Below are 25340 nucleotides of genomic sequence, written 5' to 3'. Positions count from 1 at the left end.
TTTTTGCCTTTTAATTTTAGGAAATCGAAATGAGTTTTTTCATCTCTACTGCTCACGCTGCACCTGCTGCGGCACAAGGTCCAAGCCTTATGGCAAACTTGTTGATGATCGCGGTATTTATCGCAATCTTCTATTTCTTGATCTGGAGACCTCAAGCGAAACGCGCTAAAGAACACCGTTCTTTAATCGAAAGCCTGGGTGTAGGCAGCGAGATCGTGTTTGCTGGTGGTTTAATGGGGAAAATTACCAAACTTGAAGGTGACTTTGCAGTTGTTGAACTCACTCGCGGTGTTGAGGTAAAAATCCAACGTGCGAGTGTCATTTCAGTATTACCTGAAGGCACATTAAATAACCTTTAATCATAAAATAGTCGTGCCTCAGCACGACTTTTTCATTTAAGAAGAAAGCGAATGCGTTACCCTGCATGGAAATATTTACTGATCCTTGTGGTACTTGTGATCAGTACGTTATATGCACTTCCAAGTCTGTATCCAGATGAACCTGCTGTCCAAATTTCGGGGGCAAAAGCAGGCACTAAAATTGATCAGACTATCGTGCAAAAAGCGGAGCAGATTTTAAAAACTGCCAACATTAGCAGCCACGACAATAGCTTCACCAATAACGCGGCATTATTACGTTTAAGCTCTTCTGAAGCACAGTTAAAAGCCAAAGAAGTGTTACGCCGTGATTTAGGTGATGATTATGTCGTTGCGCTCAACCTTGCCCCAACCACCCCTGAGTGGTTGCAAAAGATTGGCGCAAAACCGATGAAACTTGGTTTGGACTTACGTGGTGGCGTACACTTCTTGCTCGAAGTCGACATGGATAAAGCCATTAGTCAGCGTATGGAAACATCTGCGACTGATTTGCGTCGTCAATTCCGTGATAACAAAATCAAATTTAACAACCTTGCGTTAAGTAACAACACCATTACCATCCAGTTTGCCAGCAATGCCGACCGTGATGCAGCGACTGATTTTTTACGTCGTAATGGCAATGAGTTTACTCAACAAGCGGTTGCTACTTCATCTGGTGCAACTTTAAGACTGAATTATACCGATGCACGCCGTCAGGAAATTCAATCTTATGCAGTCAACCAAAACTTAACCACCTTACGTAACCGTATTAATGAACTCGGTGTGGCTGAAGCTCTGGTACAAACACAGGGTAGCAACCGTATTGTGGTTGAATTACCGGGTGTGCAAGATACCGCTGAAGCAAAACGTGTCTTGGGTCGTACTGCGAACTTAGAGTTCCGTTTGGTTGCAGATAGCAATGATCAATATATTGATCCATATACGGGTAAATATAATGGCCAGCCACTTCCTCCTGGGACTGAGGTATTTGCCTATCAGTCTTTAGACAGTGGTCGTCAACTCCTGTTACAACGTAACCGTATCTTGACTGGTGAACGTGTACAAAACGCAAGTTCTGGCTTTAGCCAAGACTCTGGCGGTGCTGAAGTAAATATCACCCTCGATTCTTCGGGTGGTAAGCTGATGGCAGATGCCACGCGTGGTGCAGTTGGCAAACGTATGGCGGTTTTGTTTATCGAGAATAAACAAAAAATCTCTTACGTGGCTGATCCAAATACAGGTGTTCAAACTGAAGTTCGTACTCCATATACCGAATCTGTGGTGATCAACGCTGCAACGATCCAAGCGGTATTGGGTTCGCAATTCCGTATTACCGGTCTAGATTCACCACAAGAAGCAGCAGAACTTGCCTTAATGCTTCGTGCAGGTGCTTTGGCTGCCCCAATGTACTTCGTTGAAGAACGTGTGGTGGGGCCAAGCTTGGGTCAAGAGAACATTGATAAGGGCGTGTTATCGACTCAAATCGGCTTCTTGTTGGTTGCGATTTGGATGGTGGTATTCTTCCGTTTATTCGGTTTGATCGCCAACTTTGCCTTGGTGTTCAACCTTGCCATGATCTTAACCGTGATGTCTTGGATTGGGGCTTCCCTCACCCTACCGGGTATTGCGGGTATCGTGATTACCATTGGTATGGCGGTCGATGCCAACGTCCTGATCTGTGAACGAATACGAGAGGAAATGCTCTGGGGTGCCTCGCCCAAACAGGCAATTGTTGCGGGTTATGATCGCGCCTATAACACCATTCTCGACTCGAACTTAACCACGTTCATTGTTGCGTTTATTTTATTCGCGATTGGTACAGGTCCGATCAAAGGCTTCGCGGTGACCTTGATGATTGGTATTATTTGTTCGATGTTTACTGCGATTACAGTAACGCGTGCAATCGTACAGCTCATTTATGGCAAACGCCGTAATTTGAACAAGTTGAGTATTTAAGGAGATTCACATGACTGATCTGACTCAACAAGACTCAAAGCAATACGGTCGCCCAGATGATCTAAAAATCATCCCATTCATGAAGATTGCCACACCTGCGGCCATCTTCTCGATCCTGATTACCATTGCCAGTATCTTCTTTATCGCCACCAAAGGTCTCAATCTTGGTTTGGACTTTACTGGTGGTATTTCGGCTGAATTAAACTACAAGCAAGGGGTTCAACCTGCGCAAGTGATTCAAGCCTTGGATCGTGCAGGCTTCAAAGATGCTGTAGTACAAACTTTGGGAAGTAATACCGACCTGATCGTGCGTATGCCTGTACAAGAAGACCTGAATGTTGAAGACCTGAGCAACAGCATTACCAAAGCAGTTCAATTGCCAAATAACACGGTAGAAGTTCACAAAGTGGACTCTGTCGGTGGTGCGGTAGGTAATGAGCTGTATGTACGTTCTGCGGGCGCAGTCGCACTTGCTTTGATCCTGATGTTGATCTACGTGACCATTCGCTTTGAGTTTAAAATGGCTGTCGGCGCTGTAATGTCATTATTCCATGACATTATCATCATTTTTGGTGCCTTTGCGCTGTTCCAATGGCCATTCGACTTAACCGTACTGGCGGCTGTACTTGCGGTGATCGGTTTCTCACTCAACGATAATATCGTGGTATCGGACCGTATCCGTGAAAACTTCCGTAAGATTCGTGGTGCAACACCACGTGAAATCGTGGACATCGCCTTAACAGAAACTTTACGTCGTACCATTCACACCTCGATGACCTTATTACTCGTGGTTCTGGCCATGATGTTCTTAGGCGGTGATGGCTTACACTGGTTCTCTATGGCAATGTTTGTCGGTATCTTTGTCGGTACTTACTCATCGATCTATATCGGTACCGCATTCGCCTTATGGCGTGGTCTGAACCGTCAGGACTTTATCGTTCAAGTTAAACCTGAATTTGAAGAAGAAGAGATTCCTTAAATCAGTTCTTCTTGAAACTAAAAATGCCAGCGAAATGCTGGCATTTTTATTGGCTTTAAACACGTGCCTAAACAAACACCCACGATCTCTTTTTCACCAGCAGGCGTACTTCATTATCCTTTTATTAAGGGATAATCATAATCTCCCCACTTACTGGTTTGAATGCCTAAACCATGCAGGCTTTCAATCAGTTTAACCGCAGCCCGAACCCCATCAATAATCGGAATTCCCAGCTCTAGACTGACCTGATCCGCCATCTCGGCCATGCCGCCACAGCCCAAGACGATCGCGCCAATCCCATCACGCATTTTGGCTTGCTGGCAGCTTGCCAATAATTTTTCATAGGCCGCTTGCTTATCATGTTCCAAAGCCAATACAGGAAGATCAATGCATCGAATCTGTGCACATTTCCGTTCAAAGCCATATTGATGCAATAAATGTTCAGCAATAATTTTGGTTCGGGCCAAGGTGGTGACAATCGAAAATTTTGTCGCCACCAAACTGGCCATATGGAATGCAGCTTCGGCAATGCCAATCACAGGCGCTTGAGCCAACTCTCTGGCCGCATGCAAGGCTGGATCACCAAAGCAGGCAATAATATGCCCATCGACCTGCTGCGCTTTGCCTTGTTGAATTAATTCAAGTACCCCAATGGCAGACATTGCCTCATCATAATGCCCTTCAATCGATAGCACGCCTTTCTCAGGAGACTGGGCGATAATTTCGGTATCTACCGCGGCTACCTGACGCGCAGCCTCAGCAATTGATGTGGTCATTTCGACACAGGTATTTGGATTAATGATTTGAATTCGAGTCGCGTTTCTCATTTCTGCACATTTTTAATTCAAAAAATAAGATTGATCATATTTCAATCCAACTGGTCTGAACAGTTAAAATCTAAAATTAAATATTTAAACAAATACAATCAATAAATTAACAATAAATTTAAAATAATGAAATGAAGTTGGCTTAATTTCTGCATCACTGGTCTGAACAGTTGTTTGTCTTGAAGACCCGTCATGAGCGATAACCCGAACTATAGTCCTAAACTCTCCAATGAAGATCTCATCCCTGCGCAACAAAATTGGACGTGGTATAACATCTTTTCCTTTTGGATGTCCGATGTACATAGTATGGGTGGCTATGTGGTCGCAGCGAGTTTATTTTCGCTTGGTCTTGCCAGCTGGCAAGTGTTGCTAGCTTTACTGATTGGTATCGTAATTGTCCAAATTGCGGCGAACTTGGTTGCAAAACCTAGTCAAATTTCAGGTGTTCCCTATGCGGTGATTTCTCGCCAAGCCTTCGGGATTTATGGAGCCTATATTCCAGCCTTAATTCGCGGCCTGATTGCGGTTTCATGGTATGGCATTCAAACCTGGCTGGCCTCCAATGCCCTGATGATGATTCTACTTAAGTTCTATCCAGCCTTACATCCGCTTACACTGACGGAATTTGCGGGTCTAAGCACGATTGGCTGGATCTGTTTTGGTTTGATCTGGGCGATACAAGCACTGGTTTTCTGGAAAGGGATGGACACCATCAAGGTGTTTATCGACTGGGCAGGCCCAATGGTCTATGTGGTGATGTTGACACTGGCATTATGGTTGGTATGGAAAGCAGGCTGGCAGCAGATTTCCTTTAAGCTCAGTGATAAACACCTCAGCGTCAATCAACAGATCATGCAAACCATTATCGCCATCGCATTAGTAGTGTCTTATTTCTCAGGTCCCTTACTCAACTTTGGTGATTTCTCCCGTTATGGCAAAGATATGCAACAGGTCAAAAAAGGTAACTTTTGGGGACTGCCATTTAACTTTCTTTTCTTTGCTGTCATCGTCGTCATGATTATTTCAGGGACGTTTACTGTGTTTGGAAAAATGGTACATGATCCACTCGAAACGGTTGCCATGATCGATAACGGGGTTGTAGTGGTACTCGGTTTATTAACAGTATTAACCGCGACCATTGGCATTAATATTGTGGCGAATTTCGTTTCAGCTGGGTTTGATTTTTCTAATCTTGCCCCACGCTTTCTTAGTTTTCGCAGAGCTGGCATGATTGCCGCGATTGGTTCAATCTTTATCACCCCATGGAATCTATTTAACTCCCCTGAACTGATTCACTATACGCTTGATACTTTAGCGGCATTTATCGGTCCACTATTTGGCATTCTACTCGCTGACTTTTACCTGATTAATAAACAACAAGTGCTGGTCGATGACTTATTTAGCGACCAACCCACAGCATCATATTACTATCAAAAAGGCATCAATCGAAAAGCCGTCGTGAGCTTAATGGCCGCGGTCAGCATCGGCCTGCTCTTGGTGCTTATTCCAAGTTTTCAGTTTTTGGCGCCCTTCAACTGGTTTATTGGAGTCCTCCTCGGCAGTAGTTTTTACTATCGCCTCTCTCGGGAAAGCGTTGCTTCGAAAACAAGCAATATCCATCATCAGCAAAGCTTGAATATTCCTCAAAACCATCAATGAATGCATGGATGGTTTTTTAATACTGAATGATCTGGATCTGTGGAAACTGGAAACCACGGCAGGACTGCTCTGCCCGCCACGCGACAGTCAATACCATGTTCTGATGAAGAATAAAGTTTTGATAAGCAAAGCTTCCAATCAACGGATGAGAACACATTCCACCCTGATTGGACGGATGTACTTGGGTATTCAGACTATTCAAGTCCAGACGAATACCTAAACCTGATGCTTTTAAAACTGCTTCTTTGGTGGTCCAGACTCTGAACCAGTATTCAGCATCCTGATCCTGCTGTTGCCAGATTCGATATTCCTCGGCATGAAATGCATGTAGAGCCAAGGCATCAAAACGCACTTTACGATCCAGTTCTTCGACATCAATCCCAATATCTTTCACCTGTTCACTCATCGCCAAGGCATAATATTGCTGACTATGCGAATGATTAAAATGTAAGGTATGGGAGCTTAAAAAGGGTTTACCGTGTTCATGCTTGGAAAAACTTAAATCGTCCACCGAGCAAAGCTGTTGATTTGCCAGCAACGTATTTCTATAGGTTCTAATCTGTTCTTTTTTATAGTGATTAAACGATTTTAAATCAGCAAAGTCAGCTTTATTTTTTTGCAGAAGTTGTGCCAATGCCTGAACATGGATTTCGATTTGACCTGCCATCTGATCACTCCCGTTATTGATACAAAAAAGCCCAAAGCAAACTTTGGGCTTTTCGGCATCCAGAATAGCTTAACGCTTAAATTTCTTTTCTGCTTTTTTGAATTTCTGAACATAACGACGTTTACGCGCCGCTACACGCTCATCCACTTGCGATTTGCGCCCTTCAAATGGATTCTCTGACGTTTTAAAATCAATACGGACTGGCGTTCCTTCAAGTTTATACACTCGACGGAATACGTTTTCCAAGTAACGACGATAGTCAGCAGGTGTCTTATCAACCTTGTTCCCGTGGATCACGATAGTCGGTGGATTTTGTCCGCCCATATGCGCATAACGCATTTTAATACGACGACCGCTGATCATTGGCGGCTGATGCGCTTCAGTTGCATCACTTAAAATCTGGGTCAGTTTCGCAGGAGAAACTTTTAAATTTGCTGATTCATAAGCACGATGGATCGATGGATAGAGTTCACCCACCCCAGTCCCATGCAATGCAGAAATTAAATGAATTTTCGCCCACGGAATGAAGTCAAAACGGCGTTCAACATCAAGCTTACACTGCTTACGATCATACTCGGTCATGTTGTCCCATTTGTTGATCGCAATCACCATGGCACGACCAGCTTCAAGTGCATAACCAATCAAATGTAAGTCTTGTTCAACAATACCTTCACGTGCATCCACTACTACGACCACCACATGGGCATCTTTCATGGCTTGCAATGTTTTCACGATTGAGAACTTCTCAATCATTTCATCGACTTTACCTTTACGACGCACACCCGCCGTATCAATTAAAGTATATTGACGACCATCACGCTCATAAGGAATATAAATTGAGTCACGTGTTGTTCCCGGCTGGTCAAATGCAACCACACGTTCTTCGCCCAACAAACGGTTAACCAAAGTCGATTTACCTACGTTTGGACGGCCGATAATCGCTAAACGTAAACCGGTATTTTTATTGTGTTCATCTGGATTTTCATCTTCTGGGACTTCAGCCAATACTTCTTCCAGCATTTGCTGTACACCACGACCATGACTGGCCGCAACCTGCATTGGTTCACCCATACCGAGCTTATAAAACTCAACCAAAGCTGCTTCAGCATGAACACCATCGACCTTATTGGCAACCAAGTAGACTTTTTTGCCTAGGGTACGAAGTTCGCGTGCAATTTGCTCATCGGATGCCAACAGGCCAGCACGCGCATCGACGACAAACACAATAATGTCTGCTTCATGGATCGCGGTCTTCGACTGCTCGGCCATGTATGAATCAATACCGCCCTCATTCTCACCGATACCCCCCGTATCTACGACAATGAACGATTTATTTTGATAAACCGCATCGCCATATTTGCGGTCACGAGTTAAACCAGCGAAGTCAGCAACCAAAGCATCACGACTTTTGGTGATTTGGTTAAATAGCGTTGATTTTCCGACGTTTGGACGACCAATGAGCGCAATAACGGGTTTCATAGATTAACCTTAATTCAGACGAGCCATCGTTGATGACATCGTATCAGAAACAGTATGGAAGATTTTGGTGATCAAGTAATCACAATAAAAATTCGGGGTTTTGTTTAAACAAATACCCCGATCATTCTTTTATTAGCAATAGCTAATTGCGCATTTTACCACAAGCTAGAACAAAATTAACGATTCTGCCAAATGCTTAATGCACCTTTTCGTGTTGCAACATAAAGTTGATTGTCAATCACGCGCAGTGAACGAACCTCACCGCTGGTTTTGGCACGGCCAATCAACTTACCTGAAGCAGGATTAATCAGATGCAATACGCCATCCAAATCACCCACTACAAGATTTTGCCCTAGCATTACAGGATTACTTAGCTTGCGATTCAGCAATTCTTCATTTTGCCAAACCAGCTCACCTGTCGCCAGGCTATAGGCATTCAGCTTGCCATCCGTCGTCGCAACAAAAACTTTGTCATCCGCAACTTCAGCACTGTTGGTACTGCTGGCATCTTCACTCCACACCACACGTTGTGTCGCGAGATCAGTCACTGTGACTTGACCTTGGAAGCTGGTGGTCACTAAATATTGTCCTGCAACAACAGGATCACCCACGACATCAACTAAACGCTGAATGTCTGAACGGCCTTCGCTGATTGCCACACGACGCTGGAAACGTGGTACACCACTGATAATATCCAAGGCATAAATATAGGCATTTGCAGAGCCAATCAATACCGTCCGCTCATCTAGACGAACGGGTGCAGGTTGACCACGTAAACTAAATTGAACATTTGGCAGCTTATAGGCCCAGACCTGTTGTCCAGTCACCGCATCATGTGCAAATACAGTCCCGTCATTGGCAATAGTAATCACACGACCTGACTGGATCAAAGATGGAGACAAAATGGCACCAGACAATTTCGCTGTCCACTTTTGCTCGCCTGTCGCTTGATCTAAAGCAAATAACTGGCCTTTACGATTGCCACTGACCACAATCCCTTCACCCGCTTCAACACCCGCAGTGAGTTCTTGTTTGGTGATTTTACTTTTCCAAAGACGCTGTTTACCTTTGTAAGCAGAAATCTGACCATCCGGATCAATCGCAAAAATCACACCATTGTCGGTATCTAGCTGCAAGCGCAAAGATTCTGCCGCATTGGTCGACGAAACACTTTGTGAGAACACAAGGTTTAAACTTTGTTCTTGTACGATTTTTGGCAATGGATTCGGTTTTGCTTCTTTTACTTTATTGCTTGAACAACCAACGAGTAAAGCTGAAGCAATGGCAATTGCCAAAGGTAGTTTTAGTTTATTCTGCATTAAGACTCATCCACTTTGGTATCTAAGATCGGGCGCTCAAACTCAGGATCATCTACTAAAACGCCAACACTTTCGAGTTTAATTTGTAAAAGCTGACGTTCCTGTTTGCGCTCGAGCAAGTTATCCCATGCACTTTGATACGCTTTGCGTGCAGATTCATTGTCTTTTTTGGCAACAAAAATATCACCACGAAGTTCATCCGCAGTTGCCTTGAATGCTGGATCTGTCACGCTAGATAGAGTTTTCAAAGCTTCATCATATTTGCTTTGTGCCAGTTGCGAATCTGCTAAACGTAATTTAACAATTTGCAGCAAGCCCGCATCCTTGACTTTTGAAGCTTCAACTTTCTTCAATGCTTTTTCAGCTGCCGCATAGTCCTGCTTGTCATAAGCAAGCTTCGCCATGATAAATTGTGTTTGAATCGCTTGAGCAGAGTCTGCATCGTCTTTGACAATTTTATCTGCTGTTTCTGACAACGTCGCAAAGGCATTCGGCTGACCCGATGCCGCCTTCGCTTCATCCATCAACTTTTGTACCTTGGCAGTCTGGTTCTGGGATTCGGCAAGATTTTTCTTTTGCCAGTATTCCCATCCGAAAAAGGCAATCAAGGCAATGAGAATTCCGCTAATGATTGCAGAACCATATTTTTTGGCAAACGACTTGAACTGGTCGAGTTGTTCTTCATCACTTAAACTCATGTGATTGTCCTTTTCCTAACTTGTGCAATTTATTGTTTAAATTTTTCGATAAAAAATGGCGCCAGTTCAGTTAAAGCAACTTGTGACTGTTCTGCTGTCGCAAGTTCTTTAACGAGAAGCTGCTGTGATTCCCACTCGCGCTCACCCAAGATCACCGCATAGATTGCGCCAGATTGATCGGCCTTTTTCATCTGGCTTTTCATGCTGCCTTGTGAACCTGTTTTCAGGCGAATTGGACTATTTACTGCCTCTAACTGATCACGCATCTGCTCTGCCAATACCAAAGCTTTGGCTTGGTACGCTGGCTCAGCCAACAAGAATACTTCACAATCACGTACGTCTTTGGCTTGTGCAACTTGTTCAACCAACAACAGCAAACGTTCCATTCCCATGGCAAAACCAACCGCCGGAACAGACTGATCGGCTTTACCTTTAAGCTGTCCAACCAAGCCATCATAGCGACCACCCGCACACACCGTTCCTTGAGAACCCAACATGGTGGTGGTCCATTCGAATACAGTCTTGTTGTAGTAGTCCAAGCCACGCACTAACTTTTGGTTAATCACAAACTCAACACCTGCATCAGTGAGGTATTGCTGTAATTGCTGGAAGTGGTTGATTGAATCTTCTTTAAGAAAATCATGCAACTTCGGTGCATTTTCCAAAATCTTTTGCGTTGACTCAACTTTCGAGTCCAGAATACGCAAAGGATTCGTGGTTAAACGGCGTTGTGAATCTTCATCCAAGGCATCTTTGTGTTGGTTTAAGAACGCAACCAAAGCCGCACGATATTCTGCACGCTCATCTGTTTCACCAAGAGTATTGAGCTCTAAGCGAACATTCGCTGCCACACCCATACGTTTCCATAAACGCGCGGTCATTAAAATGAGTTCAGCATCAATATCAGGCGTTGCCACACCAAAAGTTTCAACACCAAATTGATGGAACTGACGATAGCGGCCTTTTTGTGGCTTTTCATAGCGGAACATGGGCCCGAGATACCAGACACGCGGTGTCGCACCACGCAACAGGTTATGCTCTAACATGGCACGTACACAACCCGCCGTCCCCTCAGGACGTAAGGTGAGTGATTCAGGTGGCGTACCTTTGTCGAAAAAGGTATACATTTCTTTTTCAACGATATCGGTCGCATCACCAATTGCACGTTTAAATAAACCAGTTTGCTCAACAATGGGCAAACGGATCTGTTGATAACCATACGCATCCATTAATGATGCAAGTTGTTGTTCCAGACTTCTCCAAGCCGCAGTTTGCGTTGGAAGGATGTCATTAAAACCTTTGATAGCGACGATTGAACTCATGATGAACTACGAATAATTTCTTTAGATTTTGCTTCTTCAAGCTCTTGAACACGTTGACGAACCATTGTTTCAATTTCATCAACCAACTGATTTGTGTCAATTAAATGACTTTTTTCACCATTACGATAGACCAGTGAACGCGGTGATGCACCGACAATCCCGATATCGGCCTCTTTGGCTTCACCTGGGCCATTCACCTTACACCCGATCACCGACAAGTCCATCGGCGTACGGATATCCTCTAAACGCTCTTCCAATGCCTGCATCACTTGAATTACATTGAATTCTTGACGTGAACAACTTGGACAAGCAATAAAGTTAATCCCGTTTGAGCGTAAACCCAATGATTTTAAAATATCAAAGCCGATTTTAATTTCATCTTCCGGCTCTGCCGCAAGCGAAATACGCATGGTATCGCCAATGCCTTCCATCAACAGTCCACCCAGTGCAATCGCCGATTTGACTGTACCCGTACGGTAAATCCCAGCTTCAGTCACACCCAAATGCAATGGATTATCAATCTGTTGTGACAGCAAGCGATAAGCATCCATGGTTAAAAACACATTCGATGCTTTTACGCTGACTTTAAACTCGTGGAAGTCCAAACGATCCAGAATATCGATGTGACGCATTGCTGACTCAAGTAAAGCCTGCCCTGTCGGTTCACCATATTTGACCTGTAAGTCTTTTTCTAAAGAACCCGCATTGACCCCAATACGAATCGAAATACCGTGATGTTTTGCTGCTGCAACCACTTCACGTACTTTTTGATCCGAGCCAATATTGCCTGGGTTAATCCGCAGACAGTCTGCGCCATAATCCGCAACAGCCAAAGCAATACGATGATCAAAGTGAATATCCGCCACCAATGGCACAGAAACGCGTTTACGAATTTCTCCAAACGCTTCTGCTGCTTCCATCGACGGTACCGAAACACGCATGATATCTGCGCCAGCATCTGCACAGCGCTGAATTTGCGCCACAGTTGCCTCAACATCGCAAGTTTCAGTATTGGTCATACTTTGAACACTGATCGGGGCATCACCACCGACATACACCGAACCAACACGGATTTTACGTGTTGGGCGGCGTTTAATTGGGTTCACAATCATCGTATAGCTCTACTCTCTGGCATTAACGAGACAAACGGAATTCTGCTTTTCCATTGACCGTATATGGAGACAAGGAAATTTTCTCTTGATTTAAAGTCAATGCTACGGCGGTCGCATCATCTAAACGAATTTGAAATGGTGATTCACCACTTAAAGTCAATGTTGATGCTTGACGACCTGTTGCCAATACTTTACCTGTTGCATCTACGATATGCACAGAGGTTGGTCGATTAAAGTCCAGAACCAGTTGGTCACCAGATGTTGCTGTGGTGCTAGTTCCCATTGGTAAAATCTGCACATCCGAATTTTTAATCTTTGGCACATCTTCATCATCTTTATGACTTGATGTCCAGTTCTGAACCGCCATTACAGCTAACCACGCCAATACAGCGACAGCCACCGCGATTGCAATACGCTTTAACCAGATACGATTACGCACACTTTTCGAACCTGATAATTTCCCCATGATTTTAATTGGAGAATTATTCAGGGCATGGCTGGCTTTAAGTCCAGTATCATTCACATAAATTTCATCAAAACGTTGAATGATCGCACTGGCATCTGCATTTAAATGCTTTGCATACGCACGGTAATATCCTTTAATGAACGTCGCTTCCGGCAAGGATTTATAATCATCCTGCTCTAATGCTGTCAAAGTTTTGACAGGCATATTCAATACGTTTGCAATCTCTTCAATTTCTTTCTTTTGTGCAATACGAATTTGACGCAAATACTCACCAGGTCGTTGAATATTTCCTAACGTTGACGCTGGCGAGGTTGAGCCAGTTGGCTGATGTGAATTTGGATTTATTTCCATACGGCCTCAGTACTGTACTGTAATTGCAAATAACGTTGATATTCTGGACTATCAGGAAATAGAGCACGTAGTTGATTAACCAGTACCTGCATTCCTAATTGATCCGCATTCGCTCGAGCAATGCGTAGACCAATCCAAAGCGCACGAGCACCTTGGTTGTTCTGCCCTACATTACGAACATATTGTTCGTATAGTTGTGACGCATCTCTATTATTTTGTTGCAAATAGAAAATTTCCGCCAACTCTAACATTGAAATGGTTGCGTTTCGATTCGCTTGTAGCGCTTGTTTGAGTGATTTTTCAGCATTCGCAACATCGCCCAATTTTAAATAGATTCGTCCCAGGTTTTCCAACGACTGAAATCGTTGATCATAGCCTAGCGTTGCACCCGCACGGGTAAATTGCTCAATCGCTTCATTATAGCGTTGCTGCTGATACAAATATGTACCGTAATTATTACGCGCTTGAGCATTATCAGGTTCTGAGGAAATCGCACGCTTAAAATAAGCCTCTGCTTTTTCCATATTGCTTGCACTGCCTTCTTGTTGCAGCAAGATGCCCATCATCATATTGGCATTGGCATCACGAGAGTCCACTTTTAACGCTTGATCAAGCGAACGTTTGGCCGAATCTAGATCACGGCTACGAATATATTCTGCAGCCAGCTGTGTTCGAACTTGAACTGCTTTTTCTGGATCTTTTTTTAATCCTGTAGAAGGCGATTGACAAGCTGTTAAGCCAAACAAAGTAAACACAACAGCCGTCACAGTAATGGTTTTTGTTCGAGTGGTATTCAACGCCTTTCCCCAAGTATTATCCTTGTGTGCGCAAAATTTCTTGTCGTTGCGCCACTTTCTTTTTCCATTGTTCAGCACGACGAGTACGATCTGCAACCTGTCCTACTAATTGTCCACATGCGGCATCAATATCATCACCACGTGTCTGACGAATCGTACACACAAATCCGGCATCCGACAAAGTTTTTTGGAAGGCAATGATACGGTTACGGCTTGAACGACCATACGGGGCATGCGGGAATGGATTAAATGGAATCAGGTTGATTTTACTTGGTAAGTTTTTCAACAATTTTAAAAGTTGTTGGGCATGCTCAGGTTGGTCATTGACCCCTTCCAACATTACATATTCAATAGTGACATGACGACGTGCACTTTCATTGCCATCTTTGGCTAAATAGCGTTGGCAAGCAGCGATTAATTGTTGTAATGGATATTTTTTATTGATTGGCACAAGTTCATTACGAAGTTCGTCATTTGGTGCATGTAATGAAATCGCCAAAGCAACATCAATGTCCTGCGCCAGCTGATCAATTTTAGGTACAACACCTGAAGTTGATAGCGTCACACGGCGTTTTGACATGCCATAAGCAAAATCATCCAGCATCAATTGCATTGAACTGAGTACAGCATCATAGTTGAGTAACGGTTCGCCCATCCCCATCATGACCACATTGGTCACTGTACGCTCGCGTTCAGCCACAGGCACATCTTCCATATAGGAATAGTTTGCCATCCACAACTGACCAATAATTTCTGCTGGTGTTAGGTCACGCTGGAAACCTTGTTTCCCTGTTGAACAGAATGAACAATCCAGTGCACAACCCACTTGCGATGAAATACACAAGGTCTTACGTGCCCCAGTCTTGTCATCAGCCGGAATCAGTACGGTTTCAACCAGAGAACCTTCACCGTCGCCCACACGGAACACCCACTTACGTGTTCCATCTTTGGAATAATTACGGTGAACCACTTCTGGCGCTTTAATTTCACAAATCTTTTCTAATTTTTCGCGTAATTTTCCTGAGATATTACTCATCTCGGCAAAATCAGTCACAAAATATTGATGAATCCACTTCATCACCTGACTGGCACGGAACTTTTTTTCGCCCAAATCTTCAAAGAACTTTTCTAATTCAGTTCGAGACATGCCAAGTAAATTTACTTTTTGCTCGACAGCATGAACGACAGGTGTAGAAACAGACTGTTGTTTTTCATCCAAATTTTCCGATGAAACGACCACTGCAGAACTCATGTATATTTACCTAAACGATATCAGCGCTAGAAAATGCTGTGCATAATTTGCACAACCCAATCTATAAGAAATAAAAAACCAGATAAGTAGTATACCACTTATCTGGCTTGAATACTTTGGATTAACGAGTGCGTGGGCAAATCTCGTTATCAGCAAAGAAGTAAGCGATTTCACGCTCAGCAGAAGCAACTGAGTCAGAACCGTGAGCAGCATTTTCGTCGATGCTTACAGCGAAGTCTGCACGAATTGTACCTGGAGCTGCTTCTTTAGGATTCGTCGCGCCCAAGATTTCACGATGAGCAAGAACTGCGTTTTCGCCTTCAAGAACTGAAACAACCACTGGACCAGAAGTCATGAATGCAACGAGGTCAGCAAAGAAACCGCGTTCTTTGTGCTCTGCATAGAAACCTTCAGCATCTGCTTGAGAAAGGTGTTTCATTTTAGTTGCAACAATTTTCAAACCTGATTTTTCGAAACGAGCAAAGATGTCGCCGATGTGGTTTTTAGAAACTGCATCTGGTTTTACGATAGATAAAGTGCGTTCAATCGCCATGATTGACTCCTATTATGGTCTAAACTAAAAAAATTTGCCGCATTATACCGATGTCATCGCCAATAATCAGCTTGAATATGCAAAAGTTCTGCGATTTCTGACGAATTTTTAACGAACTTCATCTAACCATGCCATTTGAATGGCTTCAAGCAAACCTTCCGTCGATTTATTCGGATCATCACTAAAATCAGGCAAGGCACATACCCATGCATGTAGATCAGTAAAACGAATCCATTGAGGATCTACATCTGGATGTGCTTCGGTGAGCTCAATCGCAATATCAATCGTATCCGTCCAACGTAAGCCCATATAACAACCTAAATCAATTTGTATCGTTGAGCGTACTTTAACAAAACACCTGATTTAAGAGATAGTGTTCTGTTGCTAAATTCTTGTTAAAAGACTTATAACGCCATATGAAAGCTCGGTGCGAGTAAAATGATCGCACTGGCAACCGATGCACCAATCATGGCTCCCACAATTACATCACTGGGATAGTGCAGACCTAATATCATGCGGGACAATGCAACCAAAATGCTAAATGGTAGCATTAAAATCAATAACATGGGTTGGATATACCCCAAAGTAATGGTGACCATCACGGCATGTAAAGTATGGCCTGAGGGAAAGCTAAAGTGGTCTAGCGGACGTTCTCCCAAGACAATGACCTGATGCACCTGATAGGGTCTTGGACGGGTGGTTTTATTTTTCAGAAATTTATAAATCAGGGTACCAATAGAACCCGCCCCAACCAGATATAACAGCTGTAGACCATACGCCCAGCCTTGCATTGCCCATACTGACAACAACATGGCATACCAAAATGGCCCATCACCCAAACGACTAATCATTTTAAAAAACAAGGCGACACGTTGTGATTGAGAGAGATGATTCAGGTAGAGACACCCTTTTAAATCCAAATCTAGTATTTTTATTTTTGCATTTTGAAGATTCATACTCTTTCTCCTCTTTATTGAGAATACTTTAAGTCGTGGTCATGGGAGACTCCTCACGACTTGATACAATGCTTGTTCTAATTGTTGTACTGGAAACTGCCAACTGCTCTGCTGGACACTTTCACTTGCGAGTAAACCCATCGCTCTTAATTGCGGCAGCGCGGGTAAATCACAAATTGACTGCATTAAATCTGTTGTATGCCCCAGTGGACTCAACCATCCTGTGACATCATGTTTGACATGCTGATGGGCACAGACATAGTCATAAGCCACTACAGCCAAGCCACTGGCAATCGCCTCTAAAACCACATTACCAAAGGTATCGGCTTGGCTAGCAAAGGCAAATACATCGGCACTGGCGTAGGCTGCCGAAAGCGCTTGCCCACTTAAACTGCCCATAAAGATCACATCATCAGATTGCGCCATTTTTCCAAGCCGCACTCGATCAGGCCCATCACCCACAATCACAAATTTGATATTTCTGCCTTGTCGGGCCTGCAAGGCGTGGAAGCTTTTAATCAGCACATCGACTTCTTTTTCTGGAGATAAGCGCCCCACATAAAGCATGACTCGCGTTTCTGCATCAGCACCCCACTGTTGGCGAAGTTGCTGTGAGCGATGCTGAGGTGAAAATTTTACGGTGTCTACACCGCGACCCACCACTACCAAAGGGCAAGTCACACCAAAACCACGCAAGGCTTGCTCGGTATATTGACTCGGTACACAGGTCACATCGGTGCTGTTATGAAACCACGTTAAATAGCGCTGGATTGGTTTGACTAAAAAAGCCAGATCAAAGAAGCGACTGAAATCATGAAAGGCTGAATGGAAGCCACTCGATACTGCGATTTTTCTCGACTTAGCGGCTTGTAATGAGGTTAAGCCTAACGGGCCTTCAGTTACAATATGCACCACATCTGGCGCAAACTTTTCAAAAGCTTTTGAAACTTTGAGATATTGTGGCCAGCCAAACTGAATACTTGGATATTTAGGAATCGGCTGAGACATGACCAGACATTCCTGCTCTGGATGAAACTCGGTACACACTTCTTTTTGTATCGGGCGTACCAATAAAATTTTATGTCCAAGCTTTTGTAACCCTTGGCACAGTTGCATCATCGACAGAGCCACACCATTAATTTCTGGTGGCCACGTTTCAGTCACAATGGCAATGCGGAGACGAGGACGAACCAGATCACGCAGTTCAGACAATTCATCTTGTTTATTTTTGAGTTGTTTCCTTTTAAAGTAGAATTTAAAATTTTCAGGAAACTCTTGCTTGAATAGAGATGTAGCGTATGTACTGTGCATATCGCCATCCATTTGTGTCGTTATTTTCATGTTTTCAGCATAAAAATATTTTTTGACACTTTAATGATCAGTCTATGACAGTTTTTTGACAGCCTTAAAATAAAAAATGCCCAATTTCAAGCTGAAAGTGGGCATTTAAAAGAAGTTGATGCGACATCAAGCCAAAGGGTTATCTACTGCAAAAAGCTGCTGATCTTCCAAACGGAATGCCATTAATTGCTGCCCCCAAACACAGCCCCCATCGACATTTTGAATTTGAGCGCTAATGGTCTTGCCTTGTAAAGCCGCCCAATGTCCGAAAATCAATTGATGGCTTTGTGCTGCATGACTTTCAAACTCAAACCATGGTTGAAAACCTGCTGGCATCGGGGCATCTAAGGCATCTTTAAACTCAAACTCTAAACGCCCAGTTACATCGGTTAAACGCATTCGGGTCAGATAATTGGTAATGCAACGTAAACGCGGCATGCCTGTAAGTTCATCTGACCATAGATCAGGCTGCGAACCATACATCTGTGCAAGAAAACCATCCAATACTGACAAGTCTTCATGCGCAACAACCTGTTGCACTTCCCGCGCCAGCGCAACCGTTTGCTCGGCATTCCAGATACATGGCACACCCGCATGGGTAATTAAGGTGTGTGCATTCGGAGATAGACTCAACGGCTGCTTGCGCAACCAGTCAATCAGTTCATCCCCATCAATGGCATCAATCACCTCTTGGGTGTGATCCTTGTCTTTGGCCTTTTTAAAACCACGGGCACAGGCAATCAGAGTTAAATCATGGTTACCCAACACCGTCGCTGCGGCGCCACGATCAGCCAGCTTTTTAATAAAGCGCAATGTACCAACCGAGTTCTCGCCACGTGCAACCAAGTCACCAGCAAACCATAAAAAGTCTTGGTCTGGATCAAAACGGATTTCTTTCAGCAACGCTTTCAATGCTTCGAAACAGCCTTGCACATCACCAATGACGTAGTTATAGCGTTTAGACATCAAGCCACCATCTGATCAGAGAGTGCAACAAAATCTGCCAAACTTAAGGTTTCTGGACGCGCCATTGGATCAACACCTGCTTTTTCAAAGCCATCCTCCACCAACATCCCTTTTAAGCTATTGCGCAAAGTCTTGCGACGCTGGGTAAACACATGACCCACTAAACGTGCTAAAGCTTTTTCATTCTTTGCCACAATTGGTTTAACATCATAGGGTTCTAAACGGAAAACCGCCGATGTTACTTTTGGTGGCGGGTTAAATGAACCTGGTGGCACTTCAAACAAGAAGGTTGGCTTACAGTAATACTGGATCATCACCGATAAACGGCCATACTCTTTGGTATTTGGCGTTGCCGTAATACGATCCACCACCTCTTTTTGCAACATGAAATGCATGTCTTTCACTTTGTCGCCAAACTCCAAGAGATGGAACAGCAAGGGTGTTGAAATGTTATAAGGCAAATTCCCAACCACACGCAGTGGACGACCTTCTTGGAACAACTGAGTGAAGTCGTATTTTAAAGCATCGGCTTCAACAATGGTTAAACGTTCAGGATGCGGCACGCGTCCCGGTAAACCCGCTGCCAGATCACGGTCTAGCTCAACCACGGTCAACGCATCACACTCGCCAATTAAAGGTGAGGTCAAGGCCGCCAAACCTGGGCCGATTTCAACAATGTTTTCGCCCGCACGAGGATTTACTGAGCGTACAATTTTGGCAATCACACGTTGATCATGTAAAAAGTTTTGACCAAAACGTTTTCGAGCCTGATGCCCTTCATCTTTAGGGTTTAGGGCATTAATTTGATACATAATAATTCCAACGTGAATAATTTCTTGCCCATCACTGACGGGCTAAATCAAGTGCTAAATCCACTGCAACATGCAAGCTTGATGCTTTTGCCTGTCCAGTGCCTGCAAGAGAAAGTGCTGTACCATGATCGACCGAGGTTCGAATAAATGGCAAGCCTAATGTAATGTTTACTGCTTCACCAAAGCCTTGTGATTTTAGCACAGGTAGACCTTGATCGTGATACATCGCTAAAACAGCATCCGCATCTTTTAGATTTTCTGGGGTAAATAAGGTATCCGCAGGTAGACTGAGACTCATATGCAGCCCCTGTGTACGATACGTTTCCAATACAGGATTGATCACTTCAATTTCTTCATGGCCTAAATAGCCATCCTCACCTGCATGAGGATTTAAACCACAGACTAAAATACGTGGCTGAGCGATTTTAAATTTGGTTTTTAAGTCGTGAATCAGAATATCAATCACTTGATGCAGACGCGCTTTGGTAATCGCATCAGGTACATCCCGTAACGGTAAGTGGGTCGTTGCCAAGGCAACACGCAATGTTTTGGTCGCCAACATCATCACCACACGATCCACACCTGCAAACTCTTGGTAATACTCGGTATGTCCACTAAAAGCGATGCCTGCATCATTGATAATTGACTTTTGCACGGGTGCAGTAGCCACCCCCACACTCTGGCCTGACATGGCATAGTCTGCTGAGCGACGTAACTGTTCCAATACATAAGTAGCATTGGCTGAATCTAGCTGCCCTAAAACAACAGGTCTGGTTAAAGCGACATGTTCTACAAACAGTTGCCCTTTTCGGCTGGATTGTGTCTGCCCCTGATATGGAATCAGTTCAACATCAATCCCTAACTGATTGGCACGTTGTTGCAACATCTGCAAATCGGCCAGAATAACCAATGGTCGTTCATCAACACGCTCGGCCAGACTCAGACAGATATCTGGACCAATGCCCGCAGGTTCACCTGAAGTCACATATAAAGGAAGCATCGATAACGCCCATGTTTTGATTTAAGTCTTAGTGTAACCAAAATCTAAAAGCAGCTACAGCCCTGCGTTTTTATAAATTATTTCCCTTCAGGATTGACTGTTGCTTTGGGTAAGTTTTGTGGCACTAGATTCGAAGGTACAAACTCAACCTTGCGTGTCCATGGATTAATTTTAGGTTGTACTTTTTTCTCTGGCGGTATGCTTGCGACATCGTCCTTTTTCTCGTTAACCACCACAGAACTCGCAGCTTTATCAAGCAGAGGATTACTCACAAGCTCTTTCTTTTCGGCAACTGCCGTCGGCTGTGCTGCCTCTTTTTTCTCCACTGCCGCTGTCGCAACCACAGTACCTGCAGGACGCGCATACGGTGCTGCAATTGAGCCTTGCTTGACCACGGTTTGTGTTGTGGGCTGTGGAACCGTGTGAGTGGTTGCAGTAGTGCTTTGTCCTTGTAGATTCATTTGATCAACCGGAATTTCAATCGCTTTCATTTCAGCCGTCACCGCCATTGCAGGGTCAATATGATCGTTGCCCCGACTTTCCAGTACCTCCAGTTTACGACTGGTTCCCTCTTTGGGCTGAAACTCGGAGTAGTTCGTTACACTGGTCTGATCTACCCATTTATAGAGTCGTCGTGCATTGGTTTGTGCTGAACAAACGCCGATCAATAATGTGACTACAACAATTTTTGTAGAAAACGACAACTGCATCAAATTCCCCAAGAGAATAGGTAAATACTTCTATTTATTTCAAATGTTTGGTATAAAAATCATAGGGGAAATCCACTCCGCTCACAACACCCAAAATGTTCTCTTCAATTCCGCGTGTGTTAGTTCCCAATTCGGTCACATTGCAGCAAATTCTGGCGTCTCAGGCGAATTTTCCTTGTGCACTTTTATAAACTCATGTAGAATTCGGTCTCCTTTTGTTTGGACAGATTTCACCGTCCAAACCAACTATAATAGGTAGTGGTTTAAATGAAAACTCTCAGCGCTAAGCCAGCTGAAGTTCAACATGACTGGTATGTTGTTGATGCTTCTGGCAAAACTTTAGGTCGCCTTGCGACTGAAATCGCTCGTCGTTTACGCGGTAAGCACAAAACTTCTTATACTCCTCACGTTGACACTGGCGACTACATCGTTGTTATCAATGCTGAACACGTTCAAGTGACTGGTAAAAAATCACTTGATAAGAAATATTATCGCCATACTGGTTTCCCTGGTGGTATCCGTGAGACTAACTTCGAGAAGTTAATTGCTCACAAACCTGAAGCAGTTTTAGAAAAAGCTGTTAAAGGTATGTTGCCAAAAGGTCCTCTTGGTTATGCAATGATCAAAAAAATGAAAGTGTACGCTGGTACTGAGCATCCTCATACTGCTCAACAGCCACAAGTTTTGGACATCTAAGGGATACAGCACATGGCTACTAATTATGGTACAGGTCGCCGTAAGACCGCAACTGCACGTGTTTTCTTATCAGCTGGTACAGGTAAACTCGTAATTAACAACCGTACGCTTGAGCAATATTTCGGTCGTGAAACTGCTCGTATGGTTGTGCGTCAGCCTTTAGAGCTTTTAGAAGTTACTGAAAAATTTGACCTTTACATCACTGTTAAAGGTGGTGGTATTGGTGGTCAAGCAGGCGCTATCCGTCACGGTATTACTCGTGCATTGATCGCTGCTGACGAAACTTTAAAACCTGCTCTTCGTCAAGCTGGTTTCGTTACTCGTGATGCTCGTGAAGTTGAACGTAAGAAACTTGGTTTACGTAAAGCACGTAAACGTCCTCAATTCTCTAAACGTTAATCGTTTTACGAGTTGGACAAAAACCTCGGATTTTATCCGGGGTTTTTTTATTGCCTAGTTTTAATTATTACTTTTGAGAACAATCCATCATTGCATCCCCTACACCATCGGCAGCAGCAAATTCCGTGATCATACAGCCATTTTCTTGATAGGTTCTGGTAGTTTTCGAAAATTGATGATCTTCAGGAATTGGCGCATTACACGGCTGCCCCGTTTTTTCATTGACCATTCGAATTGGCCCATCGTTATAAATCGTCACTTTACAAGCTTTGACCAGATACTGTTTTTTGATACCCCCATACTGCGAGTCATCTTGATCAGCTGCCACAGCAATCGCAACATCCGTAGCGGCTCGGCTCTCCGCCGATGTAGCACGATGCACCTGCTTGGAGACAGTCTGCGCGCTTACACAGCCACCCAGTAATAACCCAGTACAAAGTGCGGCCAAGTAATATCCTTTCATTCCCTTGTTCTCTCTTTAAACTTATTGAATCATAAATCTATTCCGTAACAATCATATTATTCAGCTTTAAGTGATTTCCAACGTTAATTTTAGTATTCTAAACAGTCAACCATAATTTTTTGGACTTATGTCTCTAGAAAATCCCCCAAGCCCTGTCCAAGGCATTACGCTTTATAGTCATGCAGATGATTTCCGTTCACACTGGATTCGTTTTTTACTGGCTGAAAAACAAATCAAATATCAGCTCATTATCACCGACCACGAAGATGAGGATTTAGCGGACCTCAATCCCTATAATCAACTTCCCATGTTGATCGAACAAAATCTAAAACTGTTTTCGGCCAATGTGATTGCCGAATATCTAGATGATCGCTATCGTCAAAATAAGCTCTACGCCGATGCGCCCATGGCTCGTGCAGAGCAGCGTCAATATATCTGGCGTTTTGAACAAGACTGGTTCAAGCTGGCGGATCAGATGCTTAGACATGCAGATACATTAGATCAAAAACAGCAGCAAAACGCACAGAAAGAGTTGAGAGATACCTTAATTTCACTGACTCCGCTATTTCAGCATTTCCCATTTTTCATGTCAGAAACATTTTCCATTCTCGATTGTATGCTGGCCCCGATCTTCCTTCGGCTGAAAAGTATGGGAGTTGAATTGCCAGCACAGCACTGTCGACCTATATTCTTGTATTGTCATCGTATCTTTAGCCGACCATCGTTCATTAAATCAATGACAGCTCAAGAAAAAAACAGCTACAATGAATTGATTTCTACGATTTAATAAGTTTTTCAATTATGTCTGAGCAAATAACTTTTACGCCGACACGTCCCTATCTTGCTCGCGCCATTTATGAATGGATTTGCGATAACCAACTGACGCCCTATTTATTAGTTGATGCAACCCAACCACACACCGATGTGCCTTTGCAATTTGTAAAAGATGGTCAGATTGTCTTAAACCTTGCACCACACGCCATCCATCAACTCCATATGAGCAATGAAGCGATTACCTTCTCTGCTCGTTTTGGCGGTGTCGCAAAAGAAATTTATGTCCCGATTCGTGCGGTACTCGGCATATATGCCAGAGAAAATGGTCAAGGTTTATTTTTTGATCCTTCAGAATATGAAGCACTTACAGAAACAGCTGTAGCGCCAGCCGAAGAAGCCAAGCAAGAAACTGAACCAACCAAAAAGAAACCTTCACTAAGAATTCTAGATTAAGCGAGGATAGACACGATGGCATTTGACTTAGTTCAGTATTTTGCTGAACAAATTAAAATTCAAAAACCGCAACTTTTTAGTCAATATTCTCCTAAAGAAAAACATGCCTATATTGACGAAGTGAACGTATTAGCATTGGGACAGCTGATCAGTTTGTGGAAACAAAATCCACAGAAACTCTATCAGGAAGTTCAAACTGCTGATCCGCTTTATATTCAAGAAGTGTCTCGCCATCTGACCACCTCAGCCCATAACCAATCAACGCTTAAAGCAACTGAACTTGAAAGCAGTATTTCTGATGTTCTCACGCTACAATTAGCTGAATTAAAACAGCTCGATGCAACTGGGAGCTTCGGGCAAACAGGATTAACCGAACTGTTACTGGGTCAAATTGAACATTTATCAGGACAAGCTGAAGACTGGGTATGGTCAACCAACCAACTCACAGAATTGCTCGGCTCAAAACCGGTCGTACAGCAAGAAGTCTCTCTTGAAGCAACCATGCAGGAATTTAATCAAATGGTGCATCAAGCTCAGCCCACAACGACAGATCATGAACCAACAGCTGAAATAGAAATGCCTGCCATTCCGACATGGGCCTACATCGTTTCACCTGTGATCGCATTGGTCATTCTGATTTTTTTGTATTGCTCATATTGCCAATTAATTTCAGCTTAATTTACCATCCATGATAGAGTTTTTTAATTACTTTCTTTATCATGGACTTATTTTAAATTTAATTTTAATTAAAATATTATTTTAATTAATTTAAGCGTTAAATTTACATTTATTTACAATGAAAAAATAATATTAAACCCCAATATTAATGTGAATAAAATCACAATAAAAACCAATTCCAATCCTCAATCAATATTTTAATTTGTTTATTTGACAAAAATTGTCAATTACTAGCACTCCTGTGATTTCAATTATTTTAAAGTATTATTGATTTAATAAAAGAGTTTCCTATAATGAGA

General features: G+C 43.4%; 28 protein-coding genes. 9 read left to right on the top strand and 19 right to left on the bottom strand.

All coding sequences use genetic code 11. The features are described 5' to 3' along the window. The first annotated feature begins 29 nt into the window (after positions 1 to 29). From yajC to secF, 3 genes are read left to right on the top strand one after another with little or no spacing between them, the layout of a single operon-like run. On the top strand, positions 30 to 359 hold the full coding sequence (gene yajC / locus NQU59_RS06360) for a preprotein translocase subunit YajC (RefSeq protein ID WP_257065344.1): 330 nt from the start codon (positions 30 to 32) through the stop codon (positions 357 to 359). Positions 360 to 410: 51 nt separating this feature from the next. Continuing rightward, positions 411 to 2312 carry a protein translocase subunit SecD gene (gene secD, locus NQU59_RS06355; protein WP_005244309.1) on the top strand — a complete coding sequence of 634 codons (1902 nt, stop codon included), beginning with the start codon at positions 411 to 413 and terminating at the stop codon, positions 2310 to 2312. A 10-nt stretch (positions 2313 to 2322) separates the two neighbouring features. Beyond that, positions 2323 to 3291 (top strand): protein translocase subunit SecF, encoded by a 969-nt coding sequence (gene secF, locus NQU59_RS06350; RefSeq protein WP_257065343.1) that lies wholly within the window; start codon positions 2323 to 2325, stop codon positions 3289 to 3291. Positions 3292 to 3404: 113 nt separating this feature from the next. Here secF and NQU59_RS06345 read toward each other — a convergent pair whose 3' ends face one another. Continuing rightward, complete coding sequence (locus NQU59_RS06345; protein WP_257065342.1) at positions 3405 to 4118, bottom strand: aspartate/glutamate racemase family protein; 714 nt, start codon at positions 4116 to 4118, stop codon at positions 3405 to 3407. A 192-nt stretch (positions 4119 to 4310) separates the two neighbouring features. Between NQU59_RS06345 and NQU59_RS06340 the strand changes: the two genes are divergently transcribed. Beyond that, positions 4311 to 5777: an NCS1 family nucleobase:cation symporter-1 gene (locus tag NQU59_RS06340; RefSeq protein WP_257065341.1), complete on the top strand. Its 1467-nt coding sequence runs from the start codon at positions 4311 to 4313 to the stop codon at positions 5775 to 5777. 16 nt (positions 5778 to 5793) lie between these two features. On the opposite strand, the gene NQU59_RS06335 is transcribed toward NQU59_RS06340, so the two are convergent. The 17 genes from NQU59_RS06335 to NQU59_RS06255 all read right to left on the bottom strand — a co-directional run bounded on the left by NQU59_RS06335 (position 5794) and on the right by NQU59_RS06255 (position 21578). Next, positions 5794 to 6444, bottom strand: coding sequence for a 4'-phosphopantetheinyl transferase family protein (locus NQU59_RS06335; protein ID WP_257065340.1), 651 nt, complete (start codon positions 6442 to 6444; stop codon positions 5794 to 5796). Positions 6445 to 6513: 69 nt separating this feature from the next. After that, on the bottom strand, positions 6514 to 7923 hold the full coding sequence (gene der, locus NQU59_RS06330; RefSeq protein ID WP_043971077.1) for a ribosome biogenesis GTPase Der: 1410 nt from the start codon (positions 7921 to 7923) through the stop codon (positions 6514 to 6516). A 176-nt stretch (positions 7924 to 8099) separates the two neighbouring features. After that, complete coding sequence (gene bamB, locus NQU59_RS06325) at positions 8100 to 9242, bottom strand: outer membrane protein assembly factor BamB (protein ID WP_005244319.1); 1143 nt, start codon at positions 9240 to 9242, stop codon at positions 8100 to 8102. Next, on the bottom strand, positions 9242 to 9940 hold the full coding sequence (locus tag NQU59_RS06320; protein WP_043971081.1) for a YfgM family protein: 699 nt from the start codon (positions 9938 to 9940) through the stop codon (positions 9242 to 9244). The genes bamB and NQU59_RS06320 overlap by 1 nt, the downstream gene beginning before the upstream one ends. A gap of 29 nt (positions 9941 to 9969) precedes the next feature. Continuing rightward, on the bottom strand, positions 9970 to 11262 hold the full coding sequence (gene hisS, locus NQU59_RS06315) for a histidine--tRNA ligase (protein WP_257065339.1): 1293 nt from the start codon (positions 11260 to 11262) through the stop codon (positions 9970 to 9972). Beyond that, a complete protein-coding gene (gene ispG / locus NQU59_RS06310) occupies positions 11259 to 12374 on the bottom strand; it encodes a flavodoxin-dependent (E)-4-hydroxy-3-methylbut-2-enyl-diphosphate synthase (protein ID WP_005244326.1) in 1116 nt (371 codons plus the stop codon). Before ispG ends, hisS begins: the two co-directional genes overlap by 4 nt. 22 nt (positions 12375 to 12396) lie before the next feature. Next, positions 12397 to 13191 (bottom strand): helix-turn-helix domain-containing protein, encoded by a 795-nt coding sequence (locus NQU59_RS06305; protein WP_005244327.1) that lies wholly within the window; start codon positions 13189 to 13191, stop codon positions 12397 to 12399. Continuing rightward, positions 13182 to 13988, bottom strand: a complete 807-nt coding sequence (gene pilW / locus NQU59_RS06300; RefSeq protein WP_257065338.1) for a type IV pilus biogenesis/stability protein PilW — start codon at positions 13986 to 13988, stop codon at positions 13182 to 13184. The genes NQU59_RS06305 and pilW overlap by 10 nt, the downstream gene beginning before the upstream one ends. 16 nt (positions 13989 to 14004) lie before the next feature. Then, positions 14005 to 15240: a 23S rRNA (adenine(2503)-C(2))-methyltransferase RlmN gene (gene rlmN / locus NQU59_RS06295; protein ID WP_151837756.1), complete on the bottom strand. Its 1236-nt coding sequence runs from the start codon at positions 15238 to 15240 to the stop codon at positions 14005 to 14007. 121 nt (positions 15241 to 15361) lie between these two features. Next, positions 15362 to 15793, bottom strand: coding sequence for a nucleoside-diphosphate kinase (gene ndk / locus NQU59_RS06290; RefSeq protein ID WP_004652531.1), 432 nt, complete (start codon positions 15791 to 15793; stop codon positions 15362 to 15364). A 108-nt stretch (positions 15794 to 15901) separates the two neighbouring features. After that, entirely contained in the window at positions 15902 to 16102 is a 201-nt protein-coding gene (gene iscX, locus NQU59_RS06285) for a Fe-S cluster assembly protein IscX (RefSeq protein ID WP_004652532.1), read from the bottom strand. Between the two features lie 95 nt (positions 16103 to 16197). Next, on the bottom strand, positions 16198 to 16749 hold the full coding sequence (locus tag NQU59_RS06280) for a phosphatase PAP2 family protein (RefSeq protein WP_257065337.1): 552 nt from the start codon (positions 16747 to 16749) through the stop codon (positions 16198 to 16200). Between the two features lie 39 nt (positions 16750 to 16788). Next, positions 16789 to 18060 carry a glycosyltransferase family 4 protein gene (locus tag NQU59_RS06275; protein ID WP_257066188.1) on the bottom strand — a complete coding sequence of 424 codons (1272 nt, stop codon included), beginning with the start codon at positions 18058 to 18060 and terminating at the stop codon, positions 16789 to 16791. A gap of 156 nt (positions 18061 to 18216) precedes the next feature. Further along, positions 18217 to 19056: a symmetrical bis(5'-nucleosyl)-tetraphosphatase gene (locus tag NQU59_RS06270; RefSeq protein ID WP_257065336.1), complete on the bottom strand. Its 840-nt coding sequence runs from the start codon at positions 19054 to 19056 to the stop codon at positions 18217 to 18219. Further along, positions 19056 to 19868, bottom strand: a complete 813-nt coding sequence (gene rsmA / locus NQU59_RS06265; RefSeq protein WP_005244355.1) for a 16S rRNA (adenine(1518)-N(6)/adenine(1519)-N(6))-dimethyltransferase RsmA — start codon at positions 19866 to 19868, stop codon at positions 19056 to 19058. The genes NQU59_RS06270 and rsmA overlap by 1 nt, the downstream gene beginning before the upstream one ends. 31 nt (positions 19869 to 19899) lie before the next feature. After that, positions 19900 to 20868 (bottom strand): 4-hydroxythreonine-4-phosphate dehydrogenase PdxA, encoded by a 969-nt coding sequence (pdxA, locus tag NQU59_RS06260; RefSeq protein WP_005244356.1) that lies wholly within the window; start codon positions 20866 to 20868, stop codon positions 19900 to 19902. A gap of 77 nt (positions 20869 to 20945) precedes the next feature. After that, the gene (locus NQU59_RS06255) at positions 20946 to 21578 is read right to left on the bottom strand and encodes a hypothetical protein (RefSeq protein WP_257065335.1); all 633 of its coding nucleotides are present in this window, start codon (positions 21576 to 21578) and stop codon (positions 20946 to 20948) included. Between the two features lie 267 nt (positions 21579 to 21845). On the opposite strand from NQU59_RS06255, the gene rplM reads away from it, so the two are divergent. Both rplM and rpsI read left to right on the top strand, forming a co-directional pair. Continuing rightward, positions 21846 to 22274: a 50S ribosomal protein L13 gene (gene rplM, locus NQU59_RS06250; protein WP_005244360.1), complete on the top strand. Its 429-nt coding sequence runs from the start codon at positions 21846 to 21848 to the stop codon at positions 22272 to 22274. Positions 22275 to 22286: 12 nt separating this feature from the next. Then, complete coding sequence (rpsI, locus tag NQU59_RS06245; protein ID WP_004640839.1) at positions 22287 to 22673, top strand: 30S ribosomal protein S9; 387 nt, start codon at positions 22287 to 22289, stop codon at positions 22671 to 22673. Between the two features lie 67 nt (positions 22674 to 22740). Here the strand turns inward: rpsI and NQU59_RS06240 are convergent, their stop codons facing one another. Beyond that, positions 22741 to 23136, bottom strand: a complete 396-nt coding sequence (locus NQU59_RS06240) for a hypothetical protein (RefSeq protein ID WP_005244362.1) — start codon at positions 23134 to 23136, stop codon at positions 22741 to 22743. A gap of 127 nt (positions 23137 to 23263) precedes the next feature. Between NQU59_RS06240 and NQU59_RS06235 the strand changes: the two genes are divergently transcribed. From NQU59_RS06235 to NQU59_RS06225, 3 genes are read left to right on the top strand one after another with little or no spacing between them, the layout of a single operon-like run. Further along, the gene (locus tag NQU59_RS06235; protein WP_043971091.1) at positions 23264 to 23923 is read left to right on the top strand and encodes a glutathione S-transferase N-terminal domain-containing protein; all 660 of its coding nucleotides are present in this window, start codon (positions 23264 to 23266) and stop codon (positions 23921 to 23923) included. A 14-nt stretch (positions 23924 to 23937) separates the two neighbouring features. Continuing rightward, complete coding sequence (locus NQU59_RS06230; protein WP_016651224.1) at positions 23938 to 24363, top strand: ClpXP protease specificity-enhancing factor; 426 nt, start codon at positions 23938 to 23940, stop codon at positions 24361 to 24363. 15 nt (positions 24364 to 24378) lie between these two features. Then, a complete protein-coding gene (locus NQU59_RS06225; RefSeq protein ID WP_043971095.1) occupies positions 24379 to 25041 on the top strand; it encodes a hypothetical protein in 663 nt (220 codons plus the stop codon). The last annotated feature ends 299 nt before the right edge of the window (positions 25042 to 25340 follow it).

This window comes from Acinetobacter colistiniresistens, from assembly GCF_024582815.1.
Taxonomy (GTDB): Bacteria; Pseudomonadota; Gammaproteobacteria; order Pseudomonadales; family Moraxellaceae; genus Acinetobacter.
The sequence above is the reverse complement of the archived record's forward strand: the minus strand, read 5'-3'. Positions and strand labels throughout refer to the sequence as shown.

Excerpts from the sequence above, each read along its gene's own strand:
- NQU59_RS06345 (WP_257065342.1), bottom strand. The coding sequence starts at position 4,118 with ATGAGAAACGCGACTCGAATTCAAATCATTAATCCAAATACCTGTGTC.
- ispG (WP_005244326.1), bottom strand. The coding sequence starts at position 12,374 with ATGATTGTGAACCCAATTAAACGCCGCCCAACACGTAAAATCCGTGTT.
- secF (WP_257065343.1), top strand. The coding sequence starts at position 2,323 with ATGACTGATCTGACTCAACAAGACTCAAAGCAATACGGTCGCCCAGAT.
- rplM (WP_005244360.1), top strand. The coding sequence starts at position 21,846 with ATGAAAACTCTCAGCGCTAAGCCAGCTGAAGTTCAACATGACTGGTAT.
- yajC (WP_257065344.1), top strand. The coding sequence starts at position 30 with ATGAGTTTTTTCATCTCTACTGCTCACGCTGCACCTGCTGCGGCACAA.
- iscX (WP_004652532.1), bottom strand. The coding sequence starts at position 16,102 with ATGGGCTTACGTTGGACGGATACGATTGATATTGCGATTGAGCTCACC.
- NQU59_RS06280 (WP_257065337.1), bottom strand. The coding sequence starts at position 16,749 with ATGAATCTTCAAAATGCAAAAATAAAAATACTAGATTTGGATTTAAAA.
- NQU59_RS06255 (WP_257065335.1), bottom strand. The coding sequence starts at position 21,578 with ATGCAGTTGTCGTTTTCTACAAAAATTGTTGTAGTCACATTATTGATC.
- NQU59_RS06320 (WP_043971081.1), bottom strand. The coding sequence starts at position 9,940 with ATGAGTTTAAGTGATGAAGAACAACTCGACCAGTTCAAGTCGTTTGCC.
- rsmA (WP_005244355.1), bottom strand. The coding sequence starts at position 19,868 with ATGTATCAAATTAATGCCCTAAACCCTAAAGATGAAGGGCATCAGGCT.
- NQU59_RS06335 (WP_257065340.1), bottom strand. The coding sequence starts at position 6,444 with ATGGCAGGTCAAATCGAAATCCATGTTCAGGCATTGGCACAACTTCTG.
- ndk (WP_004652531.1), bottom strand. The coding sequence starts at position 15,793 with ATGGCGATTGAACGCACTTTATCTATCGTAAAACCAGATGCAGTTTCT.
- NQU59_RS06270 (WP_257065336.1), bottom strand. The coding sequence starts at position 19,056 with ATGTCTAAACGCTATAACTACGTCATTGGTGATGTGCAAGGCTGTTTC.
- rlmN (WP_151837756.1), bottom strand. The coding sequence starts at position 15,240 with ATGAGTTCTGCAGTGGTCGTTTCATCGGAAAATTTGGATGAAAAACAA.
- der (WP_043971077.1), bottom strand. The coding sequence starts at position 7,923 with ATGAAACCCGTTATTGCGCTCATTGGTCGTCCAAACGTCGGAAAATCA.
- NQU59_RS06340 (WP_257065341.1), top strand. The coding sequence starts at position 4,311 with ATGAGCGATAACCCGAACTATAGTCCTAAACTCTCCAATGAAGATCTC.
- pdxA (WP_005244356.1), bottom strand. The coding sequence starts at position 20,868 with ATGCTTCCTTTATATGTGACTTCAGGTGAACCTGCGGGCATTGGTCCA.
- NQU59_RS06230 (WP_016651224.1), top strand. The coding sequence starts at position 23,938 with ATGTCTGAGCAAATAACTTTTACGCCGACACGTCCCTATCTTGCTCGC.
- hisS (WP_257065339.1), bottom strand. The coding sequence starts at position 11,262 with ATGAGTTCAATCGTCGCTATCAAAGGTTTTAATGACATCCTTCCAACG.
- NQU59_RS06225 (WP_043971095.1), top strand. The coding sequence starts at position 24,379 with ATGGCATTTGACTTAGTTCAGTATTTTGCTGAACAAATTAAAATTCAA.
- secD (WP_005244309.1), top strand. The coding sequence starts at position 411 with ATGCGTTACCCTGCATGGAAATATTTACTGATCCTTGTGGTACTTGTG.
- bamB (WP_005244319.1), bottom strand. The coding sequence starts at position 9,242 with ATGCAGAATAAACTAAAACTACCTTTGGCAATTGCCATTGCTTCAGCT.
- NQU59_RS06275 (WP_257066188.1), bottom strand. The coding sequence starts at position 18,060 with ATGCACAGTACATACGCTACATCTCTATTCAAGCAAGAGTTTCCTGAA.
- NQU59_RS06240 (WP_005244362.1), bottom strand. The coding sequence starts at position 23,136 with ATGAAAGGATATTACTTGGCCGCACTTTGTACTGGGTTATTACTGGGT.
- NQU59_RS06305 (WP_005244327.1), bottom strand. The coding sequence starts at position 13,191 with ATGGAAATAAATCCAAATTCACATCAGCCAACTGGCTCAACCTCGCCA.
- rpsI (WP_004640839.1), top strand. The coding sequence starts at position 22,287 with ATGGCTACTAATTATGGTACAGGTCGCCGTAAGACCGCAACTGCACGT.
- NQU59_RS06235 (WP_043971091.1), top strand. The coding sequence starts at position 23,264 with ATGTCTCTAGAAAATCCCCCAAGCCCTGTCCAAGGCATTACGCTTTAT.